The sequence below is a fragment of the Streptomyces sp. NPDC058051 genome (genome assembly GCF_042885475.1).
In the GTDB taxonomy this organism is placed as follows: domain Bacteria; phylum Actinomycetota; class Actinomycetes; order Streptomycetales; family Streptomycetaceae; genus Streptomyces.
Genome location: NZ_JBHVRW010000007.1, coordinates 123,488 through 139,956 on the forward strand (window position 1 = coordinate 123,488; position 16,469 = coordinate 139,956).

At 70.5% G+C, this 16,469-nt stretch carries 15 protein-coding genes; 11 read left to right on the forward strand and 4 right to left on the reverse strand.

What is annotated here, in order from left to right; all coding sequences use genetic code 11:
- Nucleotides 1–62: 62 nt before the first annotated feature.
- A complete protein-coding gene (gene dnaJ / locus ACFVUT_RS14100; protein ID WP_389648029.1) occupies nt 63–1,259 on the forward strand; it encodes a molecular chaperone DnaJ in 1,197 nt (398 codons plus the stop codon).
- A gap of 1 nt (nt 1,260) precedes the next feature.
- Entirely contained in the window at nt 1,261–1,707 is a 447-nt protein-coding gene (locus ACFVUT_RS14105) for a heat shock protein transcriptional repressor HspR (protein WP_018522258.1), read from the forward strand.
- Nucleotides 1,708–1,828: 121 nt separating this feature from the next.
- Here the strand turns inward: ACFVUT_RS14105 and ACFVUT_RS14110 are convergent, their stop codons facing one another.
- Entirely contained in the window at nt 1,829–3,286 is a 1,458-nt protein-coding gene (locus ACFVUT_RS14110; RefSeq protein WP_389648032.1) for a hypothetical protein, read from the reverse strand.
- A 157-nt stretch (nt 3,287–3,443) separates the two neighbouring features.
- On the reverse strand, nt 3,444–4,415 hold the full coding sequence (locus ACFVUT_RS14115; RefSeq protein ID WP_389648034.1) for a helix-turn-helix transcriptional regulator: 972 nt from the start codon (nt 4,413–4,415) through the stop codon (nt 3,444–3,446).
- Nucleotides 4,416–4,561: 146 nt separating this feature from the next.
- Here ACFVUT_RS14115 and ACFVUT_RS14120 point away from each other — a divergent pair, with 146 nt between their 5' ends.
- Complete coding sequence (locus ACFVUT_RS14120) at nt 4,562–4,753, forward strand: hypothetical protein (protein ID WP_389648037.1); 192 nt, start codon at nt 4,562–4,564, stop codon at nt 4,751–4,753.
- A complete protein-coding gene (locus ACFVUT_RS14125; protein WP_389648040.1) occupies nt 4,750–5,070 on the forward strand; it encodes a (2Fe-2S)-binding protein in 321 nt (106 codons plus the stop codon). The genes ACFVUT_RS14120 and ACFVUT_RS14125 overlap by 4 nt, the downstream gene beginning before the upstream one ends.
- A gap of 269 nt (nt 5,071–5,339) precedes the next feature.
- On the opposite strand, the gene ACFVUT_RS14130 is transcribed toward ACFVUT_RS14125, so the two are convergent.
- Nucleotides 5,340–5,744, reverse strand: coding sequence for a pyridoxamine 5'-phosphate oxidase family protein (locus tag ACFVUT_RS14130; protein WP_389648043.1), 405 nt, complete (start codon nt 5,742–5,744; stop codon nt 5,340–5,342).
- Between the two features lie 266 nt (nt 5,745–6,010).
- On the opposite strand from ACFVUT_RS14130, the gene clpB reads away from it, so the two are divergent.
- Both clpB and ACFVUT_RS14140 read left to right on the forward strand, forming a co-directional pair.
- Nucleotides 6,011–8,605 carry an ATP-dependent chaperone ClpB gene (clpB, locus tag ACFVUT_RS14135; protein ID WP_389648046.1) on the forward strand — a complete coding sequence of 865 codons (2,595 nt, stop codon included), beginning with the start codon at nt 6,011–6,013 and terminating at the stop codon, nt 8,603–8,605.
- 189 nt (nt 8,606–8,794) lie between these two features.
- Nucleotides 8,795–9,355: a YbjN domain-containing protein gene (locus ACFVUT_RS14140; RefSeq protein WP_389648049.1), complete on the forward strand. Its 561-nt coding sequence runs from the start codon at nt 8,795–8,797 to the stop codon at nt 9,353–9,355.
- Nucleotides 9,356–9,447: 92 nt separating this feature from the next.
- Here the strand turns inward: ACFVUT_RS14140 and ACFVUT_RS14145 are convergent, their stop codons facing one another.
- The gene (locus tag ACFVUT_RS14145) at nt 9,448–10,623 is read right to left on the reverse strand and encodes a pyridoxal phosphate-dependent aminotransferase (protein WP_389648053.1); all 1,176 of its coding nucleotides are present in this window, start codon (nt 10,621–10,623) and stop codon (nt 9,448–9,450) included.
- An 854-nt stretch (nt 10,624–11,477) separates the two neighbouring features.
- On the opposite strand from ACFVUT_RS14145, the gene ACFVUT_RS14150 reads away from it, so the two are divergent.
- The 5 genes from ACFVUT_RS14150 to pyrE all read left to right on the forward strand — a co-directional run bounded on the left by ACFVUT_RS14150 (nt 11,478) and on the right by pyrE (nt 16,437).
- Entirely contained in the window at nt 11,478–11,999 is a 522-nt protein-coding gene (locus tag ACFVUT_RS14150) for a DUF2617 family protein (protein WP_389648056.1), read from the forward strand.
- 84 nt (nt 12,000–12,083) lie between these two features.
- The gene (locus ACFVUT_RS14155) at nt 12,084–13,694 is read left to right on the forward strand and encodes a polyamine aminopropyltransferase (protein ID WP_389648059.1); all 1,611 of its coding nucleotides are present in this window, start codon (nt 12,084–12,086) and stop codon (nt 13,692–13,694) included.
- 84 nt (nt 13,695–13,778) lie between these two features.
- Complete coding sequence (locus ACFVUT_RS14160; RefSeq protein WP_389648062.1) at nt 13,779–14,864, forward strand: hypothetical protein; 1,086 nt, start codon at nt 13,779–13,781, stop codon at nt 14,862–14,864.
- Between the two features lie 22 nt (nt 14,865–14,886).
- Nucleotides 14,887–15,684: an aldose 1-epimerase gene (locus tag ACFVUT_RS14165; protein WP_389648065.1), complete on the forward strand. Its 798-nt coding sequence runs from the start codon at nt 14,887–14,889 to the stop codon at nt 15,682–15,684.
- Nucleotides 15,685–15,897: 213 nt separating this feature from the next.
- The gene (pyrE, locus tag ACFVUT_RS14170; RefSeq protein ID WP_389648068.1) at nt 15,898–16,437 is read left to right on the forward strand and encodes an orotate phosphoribosyltransferase; all 540 of its coding nucleotides are present in this window, start codon (nt 15,898–15,900) and stop codon (nt 16,435–16,437) included.
- The last annotated feature ends 32 nt before the right edge of the window (nt 16,438–16,469 follow it).

Below are 16,469 nucleotides of genomic sequence, written 5' to 3' on the forward strand. Positions count from 1 at the left end.
CCGGCCATGCGACCGGCCAACGGGCCGGTCGCATGGCCGATCGTCCGGAAGGAGGGACGTCGATGAGCACGAAGGACTTCGTCGAGAAGGACTACTACAAGGTCCTCGGCGTCCCCAAGGACGCCACCGACGCCGAGATCAAGAAGGCGTACCGGAAGCTCGCCCGCGAGTTCCACCCGGACGCCAACAAGGGCGACGACAAGGCGGAGGAGCGCTTCAAGGAGATCTCCGAGGCGAACGACGTCCTGGGCGACAGCAAGAAGCGCAAGGAGTACGACGAGGCGCGCGCCCTCTTCGGCAACGGCGGCTACCGGGCCGGTCCCGGTGGTGCGGGAGGCAACTTCAACTTCGACCTGAGCGACCTCTTCGGAGGCGCCCAGAGCGGGGGCACGGGCGGCGGAGCCGGTGGTTTCGGCGGAGGAGGCAGCGGCGGCGGTCTGGGCGACGTCTTCGGCGGCCTGTTCAACCGGGGCGGCTCGGGCACGCGAGTGCAGCCGCGCCGCGGCCAGGACATCGAGTCCGAGGTGACGCTCAGCTTCACCGAGGCGGTCGAGGGGGCCACGGTCCCGCTGCGGATGTCCAGCCAGGCACCCTGCAAGGCGTGTTCCGGCACCGGTGACAAGAACGGCACCCCCAGGGTCTGCCCGACCTGTCTCGGCACCGGCCAGGTGTCGCGCGGCACCGGCGGCGGCTTCTCGCTCACCGACCCCTGCGTGGACTGCAAGGGCCGGGGCCTCATCGCCCAGGATCCCTGCGACGTCTGCAAGGGCAGCGGGCGGGCGAAGTCCTCCCGGACCATGCAGGTCAGGATTCCGGCAGGGGTCTCGGACAACCAGCGGATCCGGCTGCGCGGCAAGGGCGGCCCGGGCGAGCGCGGCGGCCCGGCCGGCGATCTGTACGTCGTGGTCCATGTCGACGCCCACCCGGTCTTCGGCCGCAAGGGCGACAACCTCACGGTCACCGTGCCCGTCGACTTCACGGAGGCGGCACTCGGCGGCGAAGTGAAGGTGCCCACGCTCGGTGGTCCACCGGTCACTCTGAAACTGCCGGCCGGTACCCCCAACGGGCGCACGATGCGCGCCCGCGGCAAGGGCGCCGTACGCAAGGACGGCACCCGGGGCGACCTGCTGGTCACCGTCGAGGTGACGGTCCCCAGGGAGCTGAGCGCCGAGGCCAGGGACGCACTGGAGGCCTACCGGAAGACGACCGCGGGCCACGACCCGCGGGCGGAGCTGTTCCAGGCAGCGAAGGGAGCTTGAGGTGGACGGCCGACGACGCAATCCGTACGAACTGACCGATGAATCACCGGTGTACGTGATCTCGATCGCGGCCCAGCTCTCGGGCCTGCATCCGCAGACGCTGCGCCAGTACGACCGTCTCGGCCTGGTCTCCCCGGACCGCACGGCCGGGCGCGGCAGGCGTTACTCGGCCCGCGACATCGAGCTGCTGCGCACGGTGCAGCAGCTGTCGCAGGACGAGGGCATCAACCTCGCCGGTATCAAGCGCATCATCGAGCTGGAGAACCAGGTCGCCGCCCTGCAGCAGCGTGTCGCCGAACTCTCGGCGGCCGTGGACGGCGCGGCGGCGGCGATGCAGCAGCGTGAGGCCCAGGTGCATGCCTCGTACCGGCGTGATCTGGTGCCGTACCAGGATGTGCAGCAGACCAGCGCGTTGGTGGTCTGGCGGCCGAAGCGGCCGAAGGACTGAGCGGGTCAGGCGACCCGCACGACAGGCGAGGCCCGTCACCCGTACCACGGGTGACGGGCCTCGTCCGTGTGCGGCCGTCGGGGTGCGTGGGCGGCCGGCGCGCCACGCACCCCGTGGCGTGTCAGCCGCCGGTGACCGTGAACTCGGCGGTGTTGTTGGCGAGTTGCGGATCGAAGGCCGAGATCCGCAGCTCCGGGTCGTCGTTGAGCGTGGCGACGGAGCCCGTCGCCCCGCCCTTGACGACGCGGTCGACACGCAGGGTGAAGTCGAACGTGGAGCGGGCCTTCTCCCAGAGGAGGATCGGCGTCCAGCAGGTGTAGCGGTTCGTGCCCGTGGCGTAGCAGTTGCCGGGCGTGCCGGTGACGGTGGTGCCCTCCGGGATACGGACGTCGAGTGTGGCGACGGAGGCACCCGCGCCGAGCGAGGCGACCCAGGCGGGGCCACGGTTCTTCACGCCGATCCGGGCGGTGACCGTGTCACCGGGCGCGACGGACGTGATGTCGTGTGCGAGGGCGATCAGGTCGGCCTTGTTGGTGGCCGTGATCTGCGTGGAGCGGTAGTTGTCCCCGAGGTTGAGGTCGGGTTCGTCGGCCGCGGCGGCCGAGCGCGCGGCGGGCACGGGGGCGGCGACGAGGGCGGAGCCCGTCCCCTGGACGAAAGGCCGTCCCGCGACGGCCTGTTCGTACGCCTCGTCGGAGAACTGCTCGACCGCGTAGTCGAACCGCTCGTACAGCGCCGCACGGGTCGTACGGACCGCGCCGGCCGCCGACAGGTCGTACTCCTGCCCCGGGGCGACGGGCCCGTCGAGGACGCAGACGGCCGTGCTGCCGCTCTGCTGGGTGACGGGGTCCGCGTCCAGGTACGTGCAGTTGCCGAAGCGCTGCGAGAACGCCAGGCCGTGCGAGGCGAAGAGGGTCAGCAGGGTGCGGTCGGCGGTGCGGTTGCCGTGGTTGGTCAGGCGGATCGGCTGGGCGAGGTTCGTGCCCGGTTTGACGCCGGTGCGGTACGGCAGTTGGTTCACGCCGAGGTCGGGACCGTCGCCGAGACGGATCACGGTGTCCGCCGGATACCCGGTGAGGGGCCCGAAGGAGCTGTCCGCCGCCGCAGTGAGGTGCAGGGTTCCGGTGGTGTCGGCGGGTGCGCCGGCTGCGGCGCGCACCCCGATCCGGGCGACGGTGACGTACGGGGCGCTGTCCAGGGAACCGAAGTCGCAGATCGCGGTGAGCGCGTCGGCGGCCGGTGCGCAGGTCGAGGGCCAGCTGATGTCGGCCACGCCCGCGAGTTCCGACGCGTCGACCGTGAGACGGCCGCCGGTCACGGAGTTGTGCCTGTTGTCGTGCCCGAGCTGTACGTCGACGGTGTTGCCGGTCGCCGACCCGTCGGCGTCCGCGGTCGGCAGTACGAGGTCGTACGGTGCCGAGATCCAGAGCTGGTCCGTCTCCGGCTCGTCGGCACTGGCGGGCCCGACGGAGCCGAGCGCCAGCACCGCCCCGGCGACGAACGCGAGCGGGACACGGATCCGCCGCCCCGGCCGTATGCGGGTGGCGGATGGAAACCGGCGGTTCTGGGCTGGCTGCATGGTGTCGGTTCTCTCCCTGCGGTCCCTGCGATGCTGTGCGCGTACGGGAGTTGGACCAGCCGGGGCGGGCGTTGGTTGTACGCCGGTGGCGGTTTTGGTGCGCGAGTCCCGTGACGGGGCCGCGGCCGGCCCGCCCCGTATTGCGGTGGCGGCGCTTTCAATTCGGCGCTTTGTCAAGGAGTCCTGATTGGGCTATCAGGTAGCCGAGTTGGGCGCGGCTGTTGCTTCCGAGCGTGGCGGAGAGCTTGGCGACGTGGGCGCGGCAGGTACGGACATTCATGCCGAGGCGCCGGGCGATCGCCTCGTCGACGTATCCCTCGACGAGGAGTTTGGCTATGGACCGCTGAATGCCGGTGACGCCGTCGTTGGGCGGGGTGTAGGGCGCCTCTCCGGTGAGCGGCGTCGCCAATTGCCAAAACTGGTTGAAAACTGAAACCAGATACTCCACCAGGCCGGGGTGGCGCAGTTCCAGAGCCACCTGCCGGTCGCGGCGCGCGGGTATGACGGCCACGGAACGATCGAAGATGATCATGCGGTCGATCAGCTCTTCCAGCGTCCTGACCTCTACGTGTCCGGATTCCAGCCGTTCCAGGTACGCGAAGACACCGGGACCGTGACGGACCGTGTGCTGATAAAGGGTGCGCAGTCGTACGCCGCGACTGATCGGCCCTTCCACGCGTTCCAGGGACTGGGTGAGGACATCCAGATTGCGGACGCCGCCCGGTTGGATGGTGAGTATCTCTTCGGTGCATTGGGCGGTTGCCGTGTCCAGCGTCGCATTGATGGTCCGCAGCCCTTCCAGGACGGTGATCGCATGGGTGGTCACCGAGGGCTGGGCGCTGATGGCCATGAATGGTTCGAGAGCGTCCGTCAATTCGACGGCGACCCGGCGGCGGTCCCGGATCTCTCGCTCTATGGGGTGCAGGCGCTGGGCGAGCACGGATGAGGGCGGAACCGGGCGGAGCCATTTGGCATCGTCCGGGTCGGGATGCAACAGAGCGAATTCCAGCAGGCACGGAGCTGATTCGACCTCCGTGCGGGCGATGCGCCCCGCGCCGAGAGCGCTGGCGTACAGGCGCACACCCTCATCGCACAGTTCGGTGATGGGGTGAGGATGCGTAGGTTTCATGCTTGTTGTGAGCAAATCTCCACCCCCCAGGGTCCTGAACGTACAGGAACATGATGCATCGCTCCTGTGGCTTCGACGTGCTGGGTTGCGACATCGTCTTGGTGGAGCCGGGGGAGAGGACCTAACAAGTGAGGACGAAGCCAACCATGTACAAGAGACTGCTTCGCTCGGTTCTTGCTGTCGCCTTCGCCGCCGCGGCATTCTCCGTAGCGGTTCAGGGGGATGTCTCGTGGGACAGCCACCAGGGCGTCGTGCAGGGCAGCGCGTCGACGGGCGACCTCGGGACCGACGATGTGTCGTGGGACAGCCAGCCAGCCGGCGTTTCCACGGGCGCATGACCACCCCGCCGGACGACCGGACCTTCCGGCGCGAGATGGCCACGGCCTACCGATCAGGCTGGCATTTCATCGATCTCGTCACGGCCATCCCCCACCGTGGCGATTCGCTGATGGTCACTCTGTTCGGCGACCCCGTTGTTGTCGCACGTGAGGACGACGACGAAGTCCGTGCCTACCGGTGCCTCCGCAAACCGCGTGGAGCCCCGCAGCCCGTCCGCTGCGCGATCCGGTACGACATGATTTTCGTCAACCTCGACCGGCGGGACCACCAGCTGTTCGAGGCAGAGACTATTTCCGCCACCCCCCGCAGTGCCTGAGCGATCCCCCGTCGTTACATGTCGCTCAGTCACTTCCCCCACACAACGGCGCCATCGTGACCTGAACACGATGGCGCCGTTGTGCTGCCCGGGGTGCCCGGGGTGCCCGGGGTGCCCGGGGTGCCCGGGGTGCGTGGAGTGCGTGGGGTGCCCGGAGTGCGTGGAGTGCGTGGGCAGGCCGGGCAGGCCGGGAGGTCGGGGCGGTCCCGGGAGTTCCCGGAACCCCGGCGGCCGGCCCGAAGGCCCTCCGGGGACGGCCGCAGGAATCCTCACGCTCTGCCGAGCGCCCGGTCCAGGGTGATCTCGATGACGACGCGGTCCGGATTGGGCGCCGGCGTGCGTTCGTAGCGTTCCGCGTAGCGGCTCACCGCGTCGGCGATCACCTCCGGCTCCGTGCGCACCGTGGCACGGCCCTCCAGGGTCGCCCAGCGGCCCCGGTCGACCTGGCAGACGGCGACCCGGGCGCCGGCCGGGCCCGCGGCCAGGACGTTGGCGACCTTCCGGCTGGTCTTGTTGGTGATGATCCGGGCGAGCCCCGCCCGGGGGTCGTACGTCACGCCCACCGGAACCACGTGCGGCGATCCGTCGGGGCGGTGGGTGGTCAGGGTGCACAGGTGGTACTCGCGCCAGAACGCGAGGTACTCGGGGCTGGGATTCGTCACGTCGACTGCCATGGGAACAGCGTAGGCAGCGCACGCGCCCGCGACCCCCCTGCGGTGGCGGGCGTCCGCCCGGGCCGGTTCACTCGGAGCATCGGAAGCGGCTCGTCCACCCGTCACGGTTCGTCCACTGCCTGCAACGAGCTGTGACGGGTTGAGTGCGGGGTCGAGTGGACAGATATTGAGTGATTAGACATTGAGTGGAATAGACTCAACTTTGTGCACGTTGATTCAGTCAGTGTTGTGGAGAGGCCAGTCACCGCAAGGAGGAGAAAGCGCACGTGGACGCCGAGCTGACCAACAAGAGCCGGGATGCCATCAACGCGGCCACCAGCAGGGCCGTGAAGGACGGGCACCCCGATCTGACCCCCGGGCATCTGCTGCTCGCGCTGCTCGCGGGCGAGGACAACGAGAACATCATCGATCTGCTCGCCGCCACCGAGGCCGACCAGATCGTCGTACGCACCGAGACGGAGCGGCTTCTGGGCGCGCAGCCCAGTGTCACCGGTTCGACGGTCGCTCCGCCGCAGCCCAACCGTGAGCTGCTCGCCGTCATCGCGGATGCCGCGCAGCGTGCGAAGGAGCTCGGGGACGAGTACATCTCCACCGAGCACCTGCTGATCGGTATCGCCGCCGTGGGCGGGCGCGCCGGTGAGATCCTGAGCGAGCAGGGGGCCAGTGCGAAGAGGCTGCTGGACGCATTCGAGAAGAGCAGGGGAGGGCGTCGGGTGACCACACCTGACCCGGAGGGCCAGTACAAGGCCCTGGAGAAGTTCGGTACGGACTTCACGGCCGCCGCCAGGGAGGGCCGGCTCGACCCCGTCATCGGGCGTGACCAGGAGATCCGGCGCGTCGTCCAGGTGCTGTCGCGGCGCACGAAGAACAACCCCGTACTCATCGGCGAGCCCGGCGTCGGCAAGACGGCCGTCGTCGAGGGGCTCGCCCAGCGCATCGTCAAGGGCGACGTCCCGGAGTCCCTGAAGAACAAGCGGCTCGTCTCGCTCGATCTCGGCGCGATGGTGGCGGGCGCCAAGTACCGCGGCGAGTTCGAGGAACGTCTGAAGACCGTCCTCTCCGAGATCAAGGAGAGCGACGGCCAGATCATCACCTTCATCGACGAGCTGCACACCGTGGTCGGCGCGGGCGCGGGCGGCGACTCCGCGATGGACGCGGGCAACATGCTCAAGCCGATGCTGGCCCGCGGCGAGCTCCGCATGGTCGGCGCGACGACGCTCGACGAGTACCGCGAGCGGATCGAGAAGGACCCCGCCCTGGAGCGCCGCTTCCAGCAGGTGCTGGTGGCCGAGCCGAGCGTCGTGGACTCCATCGCGATCCTGCGCGGGCTCAAGGGCCGCTACGAGGCCCACCACAAGGTCTCCATCGCGGACTCCGCGCTGGTGGCCGCGGCGACCCTGTCCGACCGCTACATCACCTCCCGCTTCCTCCCCGACAAGGCCATCGACCTGGTCGACGAGGCGGCGTCCCGGCTGCGCATGGAGATCGACTCCTCGCCCGTCGAGATCGACGAGCTCCAGCGCGCCGTCGACCGCCTCCACATGGAGGAGCTGGCCCTCAAGAACGAGACCGATCCGGGCTCCAAGCAGCGCCTGGAGAAGCTCCGCCGCGACCTCGCCGACAAGGAGGAGGACCTGCGCGGCCTCAACGCCCGCTGGGAGAAGGAGAAGCAGGGCCTCAACCGGGTCGGTGAGCTGAAGGAACGCCTCGACGAACTCCACGGACAGGCCGAACGCGCCCAGCGCGACGGCGACTTCGACACCGCCTCCAAGCTGCTGTACGGGGAGATCCCGGGCCTGGAGCGGGAGCTGGCGGAGGCGACCGAGGCCGAGCAGGTCGCGGCGAAGGAGCCCAAGGAAAAGCTGGTCAAGGAGGAGGTCGGCCCGGACGACATCGCCGACGTCGTCGGTGCCTGGACGGGCATCCCGGCCGGACGCCTGCTGGAGGGTGAGACCGAGAAGCTGCTGCGCATGGAGGAGGAGCTCGGCAAGCGCCTCATCGGGCAGGCCGAGGCCGTGCGGGCGGTGTCGGACGCGGTACGCCGCACCAGGGCCGGAATCGCCGACCCCGACCGGCCCACCGGGTCGTTCCTCTTCCTCGGCCCGACCGGTGTCGGCAAGACGGAGCTTGCGAAGGCCCTCGCCGACTTCCTGTTCGACGACGAGCGCGCCATGGTCCGTATCGACATGAGCGAGTACGGCGAGAAGCACAGCGTCGCGCGGCTCGTCGGCGCCCCGCCCGGCTACGTCGGCTACGAGGAGGGCGGCCAGCTCACGGAGGCGGTCCGCCGCCGCCCGTACAGCGTCGTCCTGCTGGACGAGGTCGAGAAGGCCCACCCCGAGGTCTTCGACATCCTCCTCCAGGTCCTCGACGACGGACGGCTCACCGACGGACAGGGACGGACGGTGGACTTCCGTAACACCATCCTGATCCTGACCTCCAACCTCGGCAGCCAGTTCCTGGTCGACCCGCTGATCAAGCCCGAGGTGAAGAAGGAGCAGGTGCTGGAGGTCGTGCGGGTCTCGTTCAAGCCGGAGTTCCTCAACCGGCTCGACGACCTGGTGGTCTTCTCCGCGCTGTCCGGCGACGAGCTCTCGCACATCGCGAAGCTCCAGATCGACCGGCTCGCCCGGCGTCTGGCCGACCGCAGGCTCACCCTCGACGTCACCCCGGCCGCCCTGGCCTGGCTGGCCGAGGAGGGCAACGATCCGGCCTACGGGGCACGGCCGCTGCGTCGTCTCATCCAGACGGCGATCGGCGACCGGCTCGCGAAGGAGATCCTCGCCGGCGAGGTCAAGGACGGGGACACCGTCCGGGTGGACCGGGTCGGGGACGACCTGCTCATCGGTCCCGCGACGTAACCACCCGAGGGCCGGGTGCCGTCACCGCCCCGGCCCACTTCGCGTCAGGCGGTACGGGCCCGGCGGGCCCGCCGGGCCCGGTCCGTACCGGCCGCGTGTCAGCTTGTGGCGGATCGGGCCCGTCGGGGCTTGCCATCCCCCGCCTGCCATGGGGGAGGATGGCGGCAACCGCACGAAGGGAAATTCACGGTGAGCATCGATCCGTCCTCGATTCCGAACTTCGGGGGCCAGCCCGAGCCGCAGGCCGCAGGACCGGAGGGCCCCGTCGTCCCTGACCAGGACCTCGTCAAGCAACTCCTGGAGCAGATGGAGCTGAAGTACGTCGTCGACGACGAGGGCGACCTCGCGGCGCCGTGGGAGGACTTCCGCACGTACTTCATGTTCCGCGGTGAGGACGAGCAGCAGGTCTTCTCGGTCCGCACGTTCTACGACCGCCCGCACGCCGCGGACCAGCGCCCGGTCCTCCTCGACGCGATCGACGACTGGAACCGCCGCACCCTGTGGCCCAAGGTCTACACGCACAGCCACGAGCCCGAGGAGGGCTCCGACCAGACCGAGGTCTCGGTCCGTCTGATCGGTGAGGCGCAGATGCTCATCGGCACGGGCGTCAGCCTGGAGCACTTCGTCTCGTCGACGGTCAGCTGGGTGCGCGCCTCGATCGAGTTCGACAAGTGGCTTCAGGAGCGTCTGGGCCTGACGCCGTCCGAGGAGAAGACCGACGGCACGGAGCCGGCGGCTCCGGACGCCTGAATTCCGCGCCGCAGTGACGGCACCGGCCCGGGGCGGCGGTCTCCACGACCGCCCCCCGGGCCGGTGCCGTTCGCGGCGGAGCGGCCCGCGGGCTACAGCCGCTTGAGCCGGGACACCGCCTCGGCCAGCACCTCGTCGCGCTTGCAGAAGGCGAATCGCACGAACGGCGCGCCCTGCTCACGGTGGTCGTAGAAGACCGCGTTCGGAATGGCGACGACGCCGCAGCGCTCGGGCAGCGACCGGCAGAAGGCGAAGCCGTCGCTTTCGCCGAGCGGGCGGATGTCGGTGGTGACGAAGTACGTCCCGGCCGGGCGGTAGACCGCGAAACCGGCCTCGGCGAGCCCGCTGCTCAGCAGGTCCCGCTTGGCCCGCAGATCGGCGCGCAGCCCCTCGTAATAGCTGTCGGGCAGGCGCAGCGCTTCGGCGACCGCGTACTGGAACGGGCCCGCGGACACATAGGTCAGGAACTGCTTCGAGGAACGGACGGCGGCCACCAGCTCCGGGCTCGCGGTGACCCAGCCGACCTTCCAGCCGGTGAAGGAGTACGTCTTGCCGGCCGATCCGATGGTGACCGTCCGCTCACGCATGCCGGGGAAGCCCGCGAGCGGGAGGTGCTCGCCCTCGAAGACCAGGTGCTCGTAGACCTCGTCGGTGACGACGAGGAGATCCCGTTCGCAGGCCAGCGCGGCGATCGCGCCGAGTTCCTCGCGGGTGAGGACGGTGCCGGTGGGGTTGTGCGGGGTGTTGAGCAGGATCAGCCGGGTGCGCGGGGTGACGGCGGCGCGCAGTTCGTCGAGGTCGAGCCGGTAGGTGCCGGTGGCCGCGTCGGGGTGGAGGGTGACGGGCACGCGGCTGCCGCCCGCCATGGCGATGCAGGCGGCGTACGAGTCGTAGTAGGGCTCCAGGGCGATGACCTCGTCGCCGGGCTCCAGCAGCGCCAGCAGGGACGCGGCGATGGCCTCGGTGGCGCCCGCGGTGACCAGGACCTCGGTGTCGGGGTCGAGCGTGAGTCCGTAGCGCCGTTGCTGGTGGTCGGCGATCGCGGTGCGCAGTTCGGGGATGCCGGGGCCCGGCGGGTACTGGTTGCCGTGCCCGGCGCGCAGGGCACGGACCGCGGCCTCCCGGATCTCCTCGGGGCCGTCGGTGTCGGGGAAGCCCTGGCCGAGGTTGATGGAGCCGGTCCGCACGGCGAGCGCCGACATCTCCGCGAAGATCGTCGTGCCGAACTCGGCGAGGTGGCGGTTGAGGAGCGGTCGTCCCTGTGTCATGGCCGCCATCCTGCGCAAAGCTCTGGAGTTGCTCAAGTCTGCTTTGGCCGTACGGGGCCGGGGGCATCCCCCACTCACGCGGGAAACGCAAGGAAGCGGGGGGCCTCGCTTCGGGGGACGGAAGGGCGTGAGGTCGGTGGGGACTTTTGTCGGAGTGGTGATCGCGGTGGCCGTGATCGGGCTGATCGTCTCGCTGCTCGGGGGCGGCAGGCGGAAGAAGGCGCCCGGGCGGAAGGTGCGCCGGGGCGCGGGCGCCGGCAGTGCCGCGGGTGGCAGCTGGTGGGCAGGGGGTGACAGTGGCAGTGGCTCGTCCTGCGGAAGTGGCAGCGGCCACTCCGGAGGCCACTCCGGAGGCCACTCCGGGGGTCACTCCGGAGGCCACTCCGGGGGTCACTCCGGCGGTCATTCGTGCGGCGGCGGCCATTCCTCGTGCGGGGGCGGCTCCTCGTGCGGCGGCGGGGGCGGATGCGGCGGAGGCAGCTGACACGGGGCAGCTGATCCGTGACCGGGCAGGGCCGCATGCCCGGTGCCGGGCACGTGCGGCTCCGGTGCCCGACAGGTGCCCGGCGGGTGAACTCCCGCCGGGCACCTTTCTGTTGGGAGCTTCCGCTTTGGCGGTGCTTTCCGCGAGAGGCCGGTGAACAGATGAACCGAGAGGCCCCCGAGGGGATGGAAACCACGTCAAGTTGGCCAAAAACGCTGTGGATGCGGCTTACTTCGTGATTCCCTCGTTTAAGAGAACATCCAGCCCTCGGACCCGAGTTGGACCTGATCGGGCGCTTCCCACCTCCCACGTGCATCACGTCGGAGGCGTCCCCTGTCCATGTGTCCACGCTTGTTTGCGGAGCCGACTCATGCTCACGACCCTCCAGACGACCTATTCCGACACCCGTGCTGCCGACCTGGCCTGGGCGCTGGGACGCGAACCCCTTCCGGCCCTGGCCGTGCTCGCACTCGATCTCGCGGGTGCCCGACTTCAGATGCGTCTGCTCGGTGCCTCCCACCAGGTGCTCCTGGAGGAGGACCGGGGCACCTGTTCCGAAACCGTCGCGTGCATGCCGGGCAGCAGCACGCCGCTGCCGCTCGGCGTCGCCAAACGGCTCGGGGAATGGGAGTACGAATTCGCGGCCCGTGTCGAGACGCTCTCGGCGGGCTCGTTCGCCGGGCGCGCGCAGGAACTCCTCGCGCTCGTGGCCGATCATCCCCACGGCCTCGCGGGGACGTTCCCCGGCAGCCCGCACGCCTTCACCGCCATGCTCGCCCAGCGGACCGAGGGTCAGGTGCGGTGGCGCACCTGGCATGCGTACCCGCAGGAGGGGCAGTTGGTGGTGACACGCACCCGGGTGGGAGTGCGGATGCCGGCGGCCGTGCACTGACACGTTCCCGGGCCAGCGTGTGCACGCCACTTGCACCCTTGTGGGTGACAGGCGGCCACAGCCTCGTGACGTAGCGTTCGCCACATGATCGATCAGCAGAGGTCGCTGCGAGGGGGCGCGATGCGTCTTCCCGTACGGCCGAGGACCGGTCGCTGGCTCGTGCTGGCCGCCGTCTTCGTCTGCGCCGCCTGCGGTCTCGTCTACGAGCTCGAACTGGTGGCGCTCGCCTCGTACTTGATCGGCGATTCGGTCACTCAGGCATCCGTCGTGCTCTCCGTGATGGTGTTCGCGATGGGGGTCGGCTCGCTGCTCGCGAAACGTTTACGCAGCCGGGCCGCCGTCGGTTTCGGGCTGATCGAGACGGCGCTCGCGCTGGTCGGTGGCTCCTCGGCGGTCGTGCTGTACGCCTCGTTCGCCTGGATCGGGGAGTCGCAGTACGCCCTGGTCGGGTTCTCGCTCGCGATCGGCGTCCTGATCGGGGCGGAGATCCCGTTGCTGATGACGCTGATCCAGCGCGTCGACCGGCAGGACGCGGGCGGGGCCGTCGCGGATCTGTTCGCCGCCGACTACGTGGGTGCGCTGGTCGGCGGGCTCGCGTTCCCCTTTCTGCTGCTGCCGATGCTGGGCCAGCTCACCGGGGCACTGTTCACCGGTGCGGTCAACGCGGCGGCCGGCGGGGCGTTGGTGCTGTGGGTGTTCCGGCCGGACCTCACCCCGCGCTCACGGTGGCTGCTGATCGTCGTCAACGTGGTCGTGATCGCCGTACTCGCCACCGCGACCGCGCTGGTCGACGACTTCGAGCGGGCGGCGCGGCGCGCGGTGTACGGGGACGGGGTGCGGGTCGCGGTGCGGACCGGCGTCCAGGAGGTCGTGCTGACGGGGTCGGGCCACGGCTCCCTGGACCTGTATCTGGACGGGCGGCTGCGGGCCAGCACGCGTGACGAGTGCCGCTACCAGGAGGCTCTGGTGCACCCGGCGATGAACGGGCCGCGTGCCCGTGTCCTGATCCTGGGCGGCGGTGACGGACTCGCCGCCCGTGAGGTGCTGCGCTACCCGGACGTCCGCGAGGTCACCCTCGTCGAGATCGACCCCGGTGTCACCCGGTTGGCCCGTACCGACCGTGCGCTCTCGGCGCTGAACGGCCACGCGTACCGCGATCCGCGGCTGACGGCCGTCAACGCGGACGCCTTCAACTGGTTGCGTGCGGCGCGCGGCAGCTACGACGTGGTGATCGCCGATCTGCCCGATCCGGAAATCTCCGCCAGCACGAAGTTCTACTCGGCGGAGTTCTACGGCCTGGTCGCCGAGGTCCTCGCACCGGGTGGCCGGCTGGTGGTGCACGGGGGGCCGCCGGTGACCCGGCCGCGCACGTACTGGACGGTGGAGGCGTCGATGCGGGTGGCGGGCCTGCGTACCCGGCCGTACCGGATCGACGGCCCGCCCCCCGATGCCGCGGCCGGAGCGGCGGCCGGTGCCGGCCGGGCCGCGCACCGGGCGCGGGCCGGGCACGGCTGGGGTTTCGTCCTCGCCGGGCCCGTCAGGGCGCCGGTGCTCCGTCTCGACCCGAAGGCGCCGAAGCTTCGTTCGCTGACGCAGTCCTCGCTGCTGCGCGCGGGGCGGGACGCACAGGGCGGGCGGCTGCGCGGGCTGCCGCCGTCGACACTGGTCCATCCCCGGTACTGGGACGATCAATGAGCCGGAGCCCGTTCGCGGGCCCGGCCACCCTTCCCGACGCGGAACCGCTGACGTGATGGCCGGGGCTGAGTAGGCTCGGTTTCCATGGAGCATGAGGTGTTCGTTCCGGTTCCGGTCCCGTCCCTTCGGCGGACGCTGGGGGATCCCGCCGGTGTCGCGCGTTGCGTACCGGGGTTCCAGCAGGACGCCGATGAGTCGGCGGACCCGCTGTCCGGCCGGTTCAAGATCCGGGTCGACGGCCACACGATCACGTACCGCGGTGCGCTGCGGCTCACCGGTTCTCCGCAGGGCGGTCCGGACGGGGACACGATCCTGGTCACGGGCGAGGGCGTCGAGGCCCGGGGAACCGGCTCGGCGCACCTGACTCTGACGATCAGCCTGACGCGGAAGGACGGCGGCACGGCGATCGGGTTCGCGGGTACGGCGAGCGGCGACGGCCGCATCCTGGACCTGGACCCGGCGGCGGCGCTCACGACGGCCCACCGCCTGCTGGACCGCTTCGCGCAGCAACTGGTGACGGAGACGCTGGCGGGCGGGGACGCGGCGGGGGCGGACGTGGCAGGCGGGGACGTGGCGGATGCGGATGAGGGTGCGGCGGGGGCGGATGCGGCGGGCGGCGCTCTCGACGAGGCCGAGCGGTCCGTCGGGGAAGCCGTGGAACAGGCCATCGAGGAGGCGGCCGAGGAGGCCGACACGACCGGTGCGGCCACCGCCCGGGGCGCTGCTCCGGAAGCCGATGCCGATGCCGCCGACGCCGGTACCGGTGCCGCCGAGTCCGATGACGCAGAGTCCGACGACGCCGACGCCGTCGAGGCTGACGACGCCGATGCCGTCGACGACGGCGCGGACGAGTCGCCGTCCACCGAGAACCCCCCCGGCACGGGCTCCGTCTTCGGCTCCCCCGTGCCCCCGCCCTCGCTCGATCCCGAAGCGGAGATGGAGTTCACCGTGCCCGACGGTCCCCCGGCCGAGGCCGCACATGCCAGGCGCACCATGATCGGCCGCAGTGCCGAGGAGGTCGACCACGCGCCGCCGCGCGGCAGGTACGCCCCCGTACCGTCACCCGATTCGACCACCGCGGGCGCCACGCTCCGCTGGGTCGCCCCCGCCGCCGCTCTCGCGCTCGCGTCAGCCGTCGTGGTGACCAGAGCGTTGAGGCGGCGGAGGTAGCCGCGCCAGTAATGTCGGTCCGGTGAGTAGTAGCGAGAAGGACGTCCGGCTGTCCGTCGGCGACGCAGAGTTGACCGTGACCCCCGCCAACGGCTGCCGCATCAGCAGTCTGCGGATCGGCGGCACCGAACTGCTGCGGCAGGGGGAGCGGTACGGCTGCTTCCCTATGGTGCCGTGGTGCGGACGCACCGAGGACGGGGTGTTCCGCAACGGCGACGTCCCGCACCGGTTGCCGCTGAACTCCCCGCCGCACGCCATCCACGGCACCGGCAGGGACACCGCCTGGCACACCGCCCGGGTGAGTGAGCAGGAAGCCGCGTTCTACTACGACCTCGTCGACCCCTGGCCGTATCCGGGACGGGTGACCCAGACCTTCGAGCTGACCGAGGACTCGCTCACGCTCGCGTTCGGTATCGAGACGTACGGGGATTCGTTTCCGGCACAGGCCGGCTGGCACCCCTGGTTCCTGCGGAATCTCGGTGCCGGCAAGAACGTGGAGATCGCCTTCGACGCGGCCTGGCAGGAGGAGCGGGGCGAGAACCATCTGCCGACCGGCCGCCGCATTCCGCCCCTGCCCGGCCCGTGGGACGACTGCTTCGGCATGCCGGACGGCATCGACGTGACGCTCACCTGGCCGGAGCAGCTGGAGCTGACCGTGAAGAGCCGGGCCGAGTGGGTCGTGATCTACGACGAGCAGGCCGAGGCGGTCTGTGTGGAGCCGCAGTCCGGTCCGCCGAACGGGCTGAACACCACGCCCCGGTACGTCACCCCCATCGACCCGCTGGAGATCGGGACGACCTGGAACTGGCGCAGGCTCTGACCCGGAACGCGGTAAACGCGGTAAACGCGGTAAACGCGGTAAACGCGGAAAGTGCGGAAAACGAGGTAGGGGCATCCGGCGACCGGCATCCGGCGCCGGTGTCGGCCGGGAGGCAGCGCGGGTCCGACCCCGGCCCGGTGTCGGCCGGGAGGCAGCGCGGCCCCGGCCCGGTGTCGGCGCAGGCCCGGACAAGGGCGCTTTAAGCTCGTAGCCATGACTGACGTACGTGCTGAGCTGCTCCAGCAGATCAAGGACAAGGCCGTGGTACACGGCAAAGTGACCCTCTCCTCGGGTCTTGAGGCCGACTGGTACATCGACCTGCGCCGCATCACGCTGGACGGCAAGGCCGCTCCGATGGTCGGTCAGGTCATGCTCGACGTCACCGCCGAGCTCGACTACGACTGCGTGGGCGGGCTGACGCTGGGCGCCGACCCGGTCGCCACCTCGATGCTGCACGCCTCGGCCGCGCGGGGGCAGGAGCTGGACGCGTTCGTCGTCCGCAAGGCGCAGAAGGCGCACGGGATGCAGCGCCGCATCGAGGGCACGGAGGTGAAGGGCCGCCGTTGCCTGGTCGTCGAGGACACCTCGACGACCGGCGGTTCGCCGCTGACGGCCGTCGAGGCGGTGCGCGAGGCCGGTGGCGAAGTCGTCGCCGTCGCCACGATCGTGGAGCGGGGTGCGGCTCCGGCGATCGCCGAGGCCGGTCTCCCGTACCTCCACGCCTACACCGTGGCGGACCTCGGTCTCGCCTGACATAGGGGTTGACCTGCGATTTCCTCAAGGGC